Annotated in this window: 9 protein-coding genes; 2 read left to right on the top strand and 7 right to left on the bottom strand. The window is 74.1% G+C overall.

Annotated elements, in window-relative coordinates; all coding sequences use genetic code 11:
- Positions 1–115 precede the first annotated feature (115 nt).
- The 6 genes from DEF28_RS23295 to DEF28_RS23270 all read right to left on the bottom strand — a co-directional run bounded on the left by DEF28_RS23295 (position 116) and on the right by DEF28_RS23270 (position 5295).
- The gene (locus tag DEF28_RS23295) at positions 116–1021 is read right to left on the bottom strand and encodes an ABC transporter substrate-binding protein (RefSeq protein WP_114398099.1); all 906 of its coding nucleotides are present in this window, start codon (positions 1019–1021) and stop codon (positions 116–118) included.
- 73 nt (positions 1022–1094) lie between these two features.
- Positions 1095–1766 carry an ABC transporter permease gene (locus DEF28_RS23290; protein ID WP_374058147.1) on the bottom strand — a complete coding sequence of 224 codons (672 nt, stop codon included), beginning with the start codon at positions 1764–1766 and terminating at the stop codon, positions 1095–1097.
- A 5-nt stretch (positions 1767–1771) separates the two neighbouring features.
- Positions 1772–2533: an ABC transporter permease gene (locus DEF28_RS23285; RefSeq protein ID WP_114398098.1), complete on the bottom strand. Its 762-nt coding sequence runs from the start codon at positions 2531–2533 to the stop codon at positions 1772–1774.
- Positions 2526–3680: an ABC transporter ATP-binding protein gene (locus tag DEF28_RS23280; protein ID WP_114398097.1), complete on the bottom strand. Its 1155-nt coding sequence runs from the start codon at positions 3678–3680 to the stop codon at positions 2526–2528. The genes DEF28_RS23285 and DEF28_RS23280 overlap by 8 nt, the downstream gene beginning before the upstream one ends.
- Before the next feature lie 112 nt (positions 3681–3792).
- Positions 3793–4461 (bottom strand): HAD family hydrolase, encoded by a 669-nt coding sequence (locus DEF28_RS23275; protein ID WP_233515497.1) that lies wholly within the window; start codon positions 4459–4461, stop codon positions 3793–3795.
- Between the two features lie 78 nt (positions 4462–4539).
- Positions 4540–5295: an NUDIX hydrolase gene (locus DEF28_RS23270; RefSeq protein WP_114398096.1), complete on the bottom strand. Its 756-nt coding sequence runs from the start codon at positions 5293–5295 to the stop codon at positions 4540–4542.
- Positions 5296–5431: 136 nt separating this feature from the next.
- Between DEF28_RS23270 and nadA the strand changes: the two genes are divergently transcribed.
- Together nadA and DEF28_RS23260 are read left to right on the top strand one after the other, a co-directional pair.
- Positions 5432–6430: a quinolinate synthase NadA gene (gene nadA / locus DEF28_RS23265; protein WP_114398095.1), complete on the top strand. Its 999-nt coding sequence runs from the start codon at positions 5432–5434 to the stop codon at positions 6428–6430.
- Positions 6431–6690: 260 nt separating this feature from the next.
- On the top strand, positions 6691–8100 hold the full coding sequence (locus DEF28_RS23260; protein WP_114446228.1) for a sigma-70 family RNA polymerase sigma factor: 1410 nt from the start codon (positions 6691–6693) through the stop codon (positions 8098–8100).
- 483 nt (positions 8101–8583) lie between these two features.
- Here the strand turns inward: DEF28_RS23260 and DEF28_RS23255 are convergent, their stop codons facing one another.
- A complete protein-coding gene (locus tag DEF28_RS23255; protein ID WP_114400896.1) occupies positions 8584–9189 on the bottom strand; it encodes a TetR family transcriptional regulator in 606 nt (201 codons plus the stop codon).
- Positions 9190–9837: the final 648 nt, after the last annotated feature.

Genomic DNA, 9837 nt, shown 5'->3' with positions numbered 1-9837 from the left:
CCCACCGCCCGCCCACCGAGGAGAGCCGTGGGCGGCTTCGTTTTCACCGGGCCGGCCGGCCGGGCGGCCGGCCCGCCCCCGCGGAGGAGGCGGGCCGGCCGCGCGCACGCGCCGGCTAGGCCAGTCCGACCGAGCTCAGCCAGTCGGCGGCGACCGCGTCCGGGTCCTCGTGGTCGATGCTGACCCGCCGGTTGAGCTCGGTGAGGGTCTCGGTGGTCAGCTCGGCGGAGACCGCGTTCAGCGCCTCGCGGGCGGTGTCGTCGACCGCGTCGGAGTACACCAGCGGGGTGACGTTCTGCGAGCCGAAGAGGTTCTCCGTGTCCTCCAGCACCACGAAGTCGTTGGCGGCGATCGCGGGATCGGTGGTGAACAGGTTCGCCACCTGCACGTCGCCGTCCCGCAGGGCCTGCGGCACCAGGGTGGAGTCCAGGGACCGGAAGCTCTCGAACGCCAGACCGTAGGTCCGCTCCAGGCCCGGAACGCCCTGCGCGCGGGTCTCGAACTCGGAGGGGCCGCCCAGGACGAGCTCGCCGGCCACGGGTTCGAGGTCGGCGACGGTGGCCAGGTCGTGCTCCTCCGCCGTCTCGCGGGTGACGGTGAGCGAGTCCTTGTCCTGGGCCGCGGAGGAGTCCAGGATCTCCAGGCCCTCGGGCAGCAGCTCGCGCACCTGCTCGTTGGTCTCCTCGGTGGCGCCCGAGGCCGCCTCCGGGTCGAGGTAGGCCAGGACGGCCCCGTTGTACTCCGGGAACACCGACAGGTTCCCCGACTCGATCTGGTCGTAGTAGACCTCGCGGCTGCCGATGTTGAACTGCGTCTCCACCTGGAGGCCGGCGTTCTCCAGCGCCTGGGCGTAGATGTTGCCGAGCAGGGTGCTCTCGGGGAAGTCGGCCGAGCCGACCACCAGCGTCCCCGGATCGCCTCCGCCCTCACCCCCCTCGGCGTAGGGGTCGCTGCCGCCGCAGGCGGCGAGCAGCAGCAGGAGCGGGACGCCGGCGGTCGCGATTCGGGCCGGTGTGCGCATGGGGACCTCGTCTTCCTCTTCCCCCACGGGAGGACCGCGGGGACGATGCGGGGATGGTACGGACAGTGGGGGGTCAGCGGCCGACGGGCGTGCGCCGGCGCAGGCCGGGCGCGACCAGCAGGCGGCGCAGCAGGTAGAACAGCACGGCGACGAGCACCGCCAGCAGCACGACGAGCAGCGAGCCGCCCGCGACCATCTCGAACTGCCGCCGCGCCTGGCCGTCGACGATGAACCGGCCGAGGCCGCCGATGCCGACGTAGGCGGCGATGGTGGCGGTCGAGATGACCTGGATGGCCGCGGTGCGCAGTCCCAGGAGGATGAGCGGCACCGCCACCGGGAGCTCCAGCCGGAGCAGCACCTCGTGGCCGCGCATGCCCATGCCCTGGGCGGCGTCCCTGAGCTGCGGGTCCACCCCGCGGACGCCCTCGTGCGTGTTGACCAGGATCGGCGGCACGGCGAGCACCACCAGCGCCACCATGACCGGTGTCAGCCCGATGCCCACCGCCAGCACCACGAGCATCAGCACACCGATGGTGGGCAGCGCCCGCCCGACGTTGGCGGCGCTCGCGGTGAGGAATCCGCCGCGGCCGGTGTGCCCGGTGAGCAGCCCGATCGGTACCGCGATGGCGGCGGCGATGAGCAGCGCCAGACCGGAGTAGCCGAGGTGCTCCAGGAACCGGGCCGGGATGCCGGCCGGTCCGGACCACTGCTGGGGGTCGCCGAGCCACTCCGCGACCGTGAGCATGAGGTTCACGCCCGCCGCCTCCGTCCTTCCGGCGCCGCGGGCCGGTCCGCGGCGCTCGAAGCCGCGGCGGTGGAAGCCGCGGCGCTCCGCCGGTTCCGGCCGCCGGCCCGGGCCGGGCGCGGCGTCCAGGGGGTCCACCAGCGCTGCAGCAGCACCAGCAGCCCGTCGACCAGGAAGGCCAGCGCCACCGAGAGCACGATGCCCACCACGATCGGAGTGGGGAACTGGCGCCGGAAGCCCTCGGTGAGGATGAGCTGCCCGAGGCCTCCGAGCCCGACCAGGGACGCGACGCTGACCATGCTGATCGTGGCCACCGCGGCCACCCGGAGCCCGGCGATGACCACGGGCAGCGCCACCGGGAGCTCCACCTGGACGAGCCGGCGCAGCGGGCCGAAGCCCATGGCCTCGGCGGCCTGCCGGACGTGGTCGGGGACCTGGTTCAGGCCGTCCACCACGTTGGGCACCAGTACCGCCAGCGTGTACACGGTCAGCGGGATGATCGCGGTCCACGCGCTGAAGCTGGTGTAGGGCAGCAGCAGGAAGAACAGGGCGATGGAGGGGATGGCGTACAGGATGTTCACCGTGGTGAACACTGGCGGGTAGAGCGCCCGCCACCGTACGCACGCCACCCCGAGGGGCAGCGCGAGGAGCAGGCCGAGCAGGATCGGCGTGATGGACAGCTGGAGGTGCTCCAGCAGCCGGGTGCCGATGGGATCGACCAGGTGGGAGGCGATCCAGTCCCAGCGGACCAGCGGCTGGTCACCCATCCTGGCCCACCGGTTCGGCGTCGCGGGCGTCGTCGTTGCCGACCGACCAGATCGCCTCGCCCAGCTCGGACTGGGCGACGACGCCCACCACCGTGCCGTCCTGCGTGACGCCGACCGCGCGGCCGGCGGGCGAGAGCACCGCGGCGTCCAGCGCCGCGCGCAGCGAGTCGTCCTCGACGGTGAACACGTGGCCGAAGCCCACGAGCGGCAGGTCGCCGAGCGGCGTCTGGGCGTCGGCGGTGGTGAGGAGGTCGGCGCTGACCCAGCCGCGCGGCCGGCGGGCGTCGTCCACGACCAGCAGCCACGGCTCGCCGCCGCCGGCGGCCACCGCGCGGGCGGTGGCCACGGGGGTGTCGGCGGCCAGGACGGCGTCGCCGCGCAGCCGCAGCTCCCGCGCCGGGAAGAACGACAGCCGCCGGACTCCGCGGTCGTAGCCGATGAAGCCCTCGACGAAGTCGTCGGCCGGCTCGGCGAGCAGCCGCTCCGGCGCCGCGGCCTGCGCCAGCCGCCCCCCGGGCCGGAACACCGCGATGGTGTCACCCAGCCTGACGGCCTCGTCGATGTCGTGGGTGACGAAGACGATGGTCTTGTGGAGCTCCTGCTGGAGCCGGAGGAGTTCGTCCTGCAGGCTGGTGCGTACCACCGGGTCGACGGCGCTGAAGGGCTCATCCATGAGGAGCACCGGCGGGTCGGCCGCGAGCGCGCGCGCCACCCCCACCCGTTGCTGCTGGCCTCCCGAGAGCTGGTGCGGGTAGCGCCTGGCGAGGTCCGCGTCCAGGCCGACCAGCTCCATCAGCTCGTGGGCGCGAGTCCGGGCACGGCGCCGGTCCCAGCCGAGCAGGTAGGGGACGGTGGCGATGTTGTCGGCCACCGTGCGGTGGGGGAACAGCCCTGCCTGCTGGATGACGTAGCCGATCGAGCGGCGCAGCTCCGCCGGGTCCTGGTCCCGGACGTCGCGCCCGTCGACGCGGATCCGCCCGGTGCTCGGCTCGACCATGCGGTTGATCATCCGCAGGGAGGTCGTCTTTCCGCATCCGGAGGGGCCGACCAGGACCGTGGTCTGGCCAGCGGGGATCTCGAGATCCAGATGGTCGACGGCGACATTGCCATCGGGGTAGCGCTTGGTGACGCCATCGAACGTGATCATGGGTCTGGGTGGTGTCCTCTTTGTCCGGCTTGTGAGCCGCCGATTGTATGAGGTCGCACGTTCCCGCTGCTGAAGCGATCAAACTCGGCGCCACCCCGGATTACCCTACCAATTAGATCGGAATATCCGCCTTCCCGGACAACCAGTCCGGAAGTTGGGCGAGGCCGTCCAGCACCACGTCGGCGCGCGCGGCCTCCGGCCGCCCGGCGTGCCGGTACCCCCACAGGCCGCGGCGGAGCAGCGCCGCGCGCATCCCCGCCGCGCGGGCCGGGAGGACGTCGTTGTCCAGCCGGTCGCCGACGTAGAGGATCTCGTGGGGGGCGAACCCGGAGGCGGTGCGCACCCGCTCGAAGAAGGCCGGGTCCGGCTTGGCGACCCCCCAGACGTCGGAGATGTAGACGCCGTCCACCGGAAGGTCCATGGCGGCGAGGGCCGGCCCGGCCTGCACGGGCTGGTTGCCGGCGACGAGCACCTGGAGCCCCTGGGCGCGCAGCGACGCGAGCGCGGGGCGCACGTCGGGGTAGAGGTCGTCGGCGTCGAAGTTCTCCCGCAGCGAGTCCGGCTCCTCGGCCAGCCAGGCCGCGCTCTCGACGTCGAGGTCGAAGTCCGGCTTCACCAGCCGGAACGCGTCGATCAGCTGCCGCCCCTCGGCGAGTACCCCGCCGAGCAGTCCGAAGAAGGCCAGGTGTGGGACCCCGAGCCGGTCGGCCCACCGCGCGAAGATGCGCGTCTCGTCGACCAGGGTCTCTCCGACGTCGAAAACCACACTCCGAATCACCACGAATGGGACGCTAACACAGGGAGCCGACATCGCCCTGAGCGCCCTGGGACCGCTCCGCCGCCGGCCGCCGCGGCGCGGTCAGCGGCCCGGCGGGGGACGCAGCACCGCGAAGGCGTCGGTGATCTCCAGCCGGCGGGTGCGGAACCGGAACAGCGCGGCCGGGCGCCCGCCGGAGCGCCCCGAGGGCACCGACGCACCGGTCTCCTCGATCTGACCGCGGCGCAGCAGCACCCGGCGCAGGTTCGTGGCGGCGACGTCGTGCCCGAGCGCCGCCCGGTAGTACCGCGAGAGCTCCGACATGGTGAACTCCGGCGGCGCCAGCGCGAAGCCGATGTTGGTGTAGGAGAGCTTCGCCCGCAGCCTGCGGCGGGCCGACCCGACGATGTCGGCGTGGTCGTAGGCCATGGCGGGCAGCTCGGCCGCCGGGTGCCAGCGGGTGTCCTCCGGGATGACGGGGTCCACGTCCGCGGGGACCAGGCCGAGGTAGGCGGTGGCCAGGGTGCGGCCGTAGGGGTCGCGGTCGGGGGCGCCGCGCGTCTCCAACTGCTCCAGGTGGGCGAGGTCGCGGACGTCCACCTTCTGCGCCAACTGGCGCCGGATCGACTCCCCCAGCCCCTCCCGGGCCCCGAGCCGGCCGCCCGGCAGCGACCAGCGGTCCTCGAAGGGCGGCCGGGCGCGGCGCCACAGCAGGACGGCGAGCCGGTCCTCGCGGACGGCCAGCACCACGGCGAGCACGTCGTGGCTGGTCGGGGGGTCGGGCGCGGCCGGAGGGACCGCCGAACCGGATGCGGGCCGCTCACTGATGTCGTCGATGTGCACCCCTGTTCCTCCCATGACTCCCCATGTTAGGCTGCGCGAGGTTTTTGCCTCAAAGACATAAACTGGGAGTGTCCAGACGGACGCACCCCGTCGGCCGTGGCGCGGTTTCCCGCGACCGCGCGGCGGCCAGATCGAAGGAAGAAGCACGCACATGGCAACCGGCACCGCTTCGACGCACACCCTCACTCGGGACGAGTGGGCGGCCGAGGTCCGCCGCCTGGCGAAGGAGCGCGACGCGGTCATCCTCGCGCACAACTACCAGCGGCCGGAGATCCAGGACGTCGCCGACCACACCGGCGACTCGCTCGCCCTGTCCCGCCTGGCGGCCACCGTGCGGGCCAGCACGATCGTGTTCTGCGGCGTGCACTTCATGGCGGAGACCGCGAAGATCCTGTCCCCGGAGAAGACCGTGCTGCTGCCGGAGCCGGAGGCCGGCTGCTCGCTCGCCGACACCATCACCGCCGAGGACGTCCGCCGGTGGCGCGCGGAGCACCCGGACGCCGTCGTGGTCGCCTACGTCAACACCAGCGCGGCGGTCAAGGCCGAGACCGACGTCTGCTGCACCTCCTCCAACGCCGCGGACGTCATCCGCTCGATCCCGGAGGACCGCGAGATCCTGTTCCTGCCCGACCAGTTCCTCGGCGCGCACGTGCGCCGCGTGACCGGCCGGGAGAACATCCACGTGTGGATGGGCGAGTGCCACGTGCACGCCGGCATCGACGGCGCCACGCTGCGCGAGCGGGTCGCCGCCGAGCCCGACGCCGAACTCTACGTGCACCCGGAGTGCGGCTGCGCGACCTCCGCGCTGTACCTCGTCGGCGCCGGAACGGTGCCCGCGGAGCGGGTCAAGGTGCTCTCCACCGGGGGCATGCTCGCCGCCGCCGAGCGCACCACCGCGGACAAGGTCCTCATCGCGACCGAGACCGGCATGCTGCACCAGCTGCGGGCCGCGAACCCCACGACGGTGTTCGAGCCGGTGAACTCGCGCGCCGAGTGCCGGTACATGAAGATGATCACCGCCGACAAGCTGCTCGCCGCGCTGCGGGACGGCACGACCGAGATCACCGTCCCCGACGACGTGGCGGCCCGCGCCCGCCGCTCGGTGGAACGCATGGTGGAGATCGGCTCGCCGTCCCGCGGCGGGGAGTGAGCGGCCCCTCGTGCCGGACCGGTCCCACGGCGGCGGAACGGTCCGGCACGGGGCGCGCCGCGCCGTCCGAGCAGCGGTTTCGGAGCACGTCCCTCGCGGATGAGTAAGTAACAATAAGCTTCCTCGAAGGCCATAGGTTCCGGAACCGACGGGACAGGTCCGCCGGAGCGTCGCTAGCGTCTCGGACAACTCCGGCGTTTCACCCTGCGCGCGTCGCGCCGGAGCGAGACGCATGCCACGGGTGGCACGGGGGAGGGGTCGTGACCGCGCATCGAGGATCCGGCAGGCACCGCGTCGACGCCGACGTCGCCTACGCGAGGCTGCTGCGGGACGGCCGCGGACACGCCGAGTGCTACGCCGTGTTCGCCCCCGGGCTATACCAGTACTGCTGGTCGCTCCTGGGGCCGCGGACCGGCACCGCGGACCCCGCGGGCGAGGCGGTCCGCGAGGCACTGCTGGCCGCCGGGGAGCTCATCGGCCGGCTCGGCGACCACGGCGACCTGCGGCCCTGGCTGTTCGCGCTGGCGCGGACGGCGTGCCAGCGGCGCGGATTCGCCCGGCGCACGCCCTACGCGGAGCTGCCGGCGGTGGAGTCGGAGCGCCCGCTGCTGCTGACCATGCCGCGGCTGCCGCCCAGCTACCGCGAGCTCCTGGAGCTCTACCTGCGCCACGGGCTCGCGCCGTCGCAGATCGCCGGCATCCTCGGACTGGACGCCGAGACCGCCGGCGAGCTGTGCCGGGCGTCGGTGCGCCGCGCCATCGACGAGCTGTCCGCCACGGCGAGCGCCCCCGGCCGCCCGGGCGCGACCCAGTGGGCGCTCGTGGACGTCGTCGCGCTGCTGGAGGCGGTCGCGCCGCCCGGCCCGCCGGACCGGCTGCGGCACGACGTGCTCGCGGACTGGACGGCGCCGGAGTGCGCCGCCGAGCGCCGCCGGCTCGCCGACCTCATGCGCCCGCTCGGGGTGGGCGGCTTCCCGCTGCACCGCTCGCGCTCGGAGGCCGCGGCGGAGGCCTCGGCCCCCGAGCCCGCCGCTCAGGGCGGCGGCGGGCCGGGCGAGGAGGAGGTCGTCGCCCTGCCCGCCGACCGGATCACCACGGCGGACACGCCCGCCGTGGACCGGACCGAACCCCTGGCCGAGATCTCGCCCGAGCCCGACGAGCCCGCGGACGACGAGGCCGAGAAGTCCCGCTGGACGACCCCCGTGGTCGCGGGTCTGGCCACCGTCGCCATCGCGCTGTCGCTGTGGGGGGTCGGCGTCCTCCTGGCGGAGGGCCCGTCGACCACCATCGCCGAGGTGGCGCCCTCCACCCCCGCCGCCCCCGCGCCCGGGTCCGGCATCGGCGAGCACGGGTCACCCGACCAGCTCACGGCTCCGGAACCGCGGTCGAGCGCCACCGCGCACTCCGCGCCCCCGAGCACGGACCCCACCGCGGTGGCGTCCGCCGAGCCCGCGTCGGTCGAGGGGCCGGCCTCCGAGCGCACCGCCACCGGGGAGGCCCCGGAGGCGGAATCCGCACCCGACACGCACGACTCCCGCCCGCCCTCCTCGGCCGACCCCAGTCCCGACGCGCCGGACCGGGACGAGGACGAGGCCCGGCCCGGCGTGTTCGAGCAGTGGTTCGGCGGCCTCGTGGGCATGTTCTCCGCCGAGGAGGAGGCCGCGGACTAGACCGCTGACGGGGCTCTGCCGGGCCGGGTACGCCCCATGGGGGAAGGCGCCGGGGGCCGCGGGCAGAGTTCCCGGCGCCCCCTGGTGGCGCTCAGCGTCCTTCCGGACGGCGGTCGAGGTCCCGGGCCTTCCTACGGTGCGGCAGCGGTGGTGGAGCGGACCGGGCGGCAGCCCGCCGAGGCTCGACCGCGGTCGCGGCCTGTCCCCGGCCCGGGTCCCGCCGGGACGCGGTTGCCGGGCCGGTGGCCGCACCCGGCACCCGGCACCCGGCACCCGGAGGCCAAGCGCCTGCCCCGCGCCTGTCCCACCAGCGCGAAAGCCGCGCGACCGGACCTCGTGCCCATCCGCGCGGTGCGGAGTCGGAGCCGGCGGCGACGGCGTTCCCCCGCTGGGCTCCGGCTCCGGCATCAGCCCGGGCCGGTCATCGGGCGCCGTGGAACCAGCCGCGCCCGGACGCCGCGCCGCCCCCGGCCACCCGCCGGGTCAGAAGCCGGCGAGCAGCTGACCGGCGGTGGTCTCCAGGCGCTCGCGCACCTCGTCGAGATCGCGGCCGCCGCGCAGCGCCTCCAGCAGCTCGAAGATCCACACGCCGGCCAGGGCGCCCACGAGGATGTACTCCCGCCCCTCGCGGTCGGGAGCAGGGTCCTCCGCGGTACCGGCCACCGCGCCGGTGGCCACCCGCCACAGCAGGTCGGTGATCCGGGAGCCGAGCTCGGTCTTGACCTCCGCGAGGATCAGCGACCGCACCAGCGCGTCGGCGAGTTCCGGCTCGCGGACCAGGCCCCGGGTGGCCCGCATGAGCACGTCGACCGCGCGGCCGGCGGCCGAGTCGGCGCTCGGCGGGCGGCGGACGATGCTGCTCTCCAGCAGGTCCAGCTCCTCGGTGACCACGGCGACCACCAGGTCCATCTTCGAGGGGAAGTAGCGGTAGAGCGTGCCCAGGGCGACACCGGCCCGCTCGGCGACGGTCCGCATCTGCATGGCCTCCACCCCGCCGCGCAGCGCCAGGGCGGCGGCCGTCTGCACGATCCGCCTGCGTCGCTGGTGCTGGCCGCGCTCCCGCGTGCCGATCGGCGCCTGGACCGCCACGTCGCCACTCCCATCGTCGTCGCGCGGGCCCCCGCCTCGCGCCGATATGCCGGCGCCCCCTCCGGCACCGCCATGAGAACACGTTATCCAACGAACACGGCCCCGGGCAGCGTCCGGTGACTGTGCACAACACCTCATCGACCGGTGGCGAAAGGGCGGCCGGGCCGGCGGACCGGGCGCGCGCCATCCCACGGCAAGATCAAGTGGAATTGGTTCTATTTTGTCCCATCCGCCCCCTCGCCGATCCCGCTTCCCCTCCGCCCGGCACCGCACCGGCGGTACCCGACACGCCCCCAGTAAGATCCCAGGGACCGGCATACGGGGACGAAACCGCCACTACTAAACTCACGAGTAACGTGGCGGCGCGCGCCTGCGGACGTCGCTCGGCGGTCGGAGCCGCCACAACCGCGACGGTGTGGACGGCGGTGCCGTCCACGCGACCGGCCAAAGGACCGGTGACGAACGAGGTGATCTGTTGACCCTGCCGGCGGGAGTCGCCTCCGTGGCTGGGAACGGAAGACACGCCTCCGTGGCTGGGAACGGAAGACACGCCTCCGTGGCCGGCGACCGAACACGCCCCCCTGGGTCCGTGCCCGGAGCCGCGGCGCCGCCGGCAGGGTCAACAGATCACCTCGGTCGTCACCGGTC

This window comes from Marinitenerispora sediminis, assembly GCF_003336425.1.
Classification (GTDB): Bacteria; Actinomycetota; Actinomycetes; order Streptosporangiales; family Streptosporangiaceae; genus Marinitenerispora; species Marinitenerispora sediminis.
This window is presented reverse-complemented; position numbering and strand designations above follow the sequence as displayed.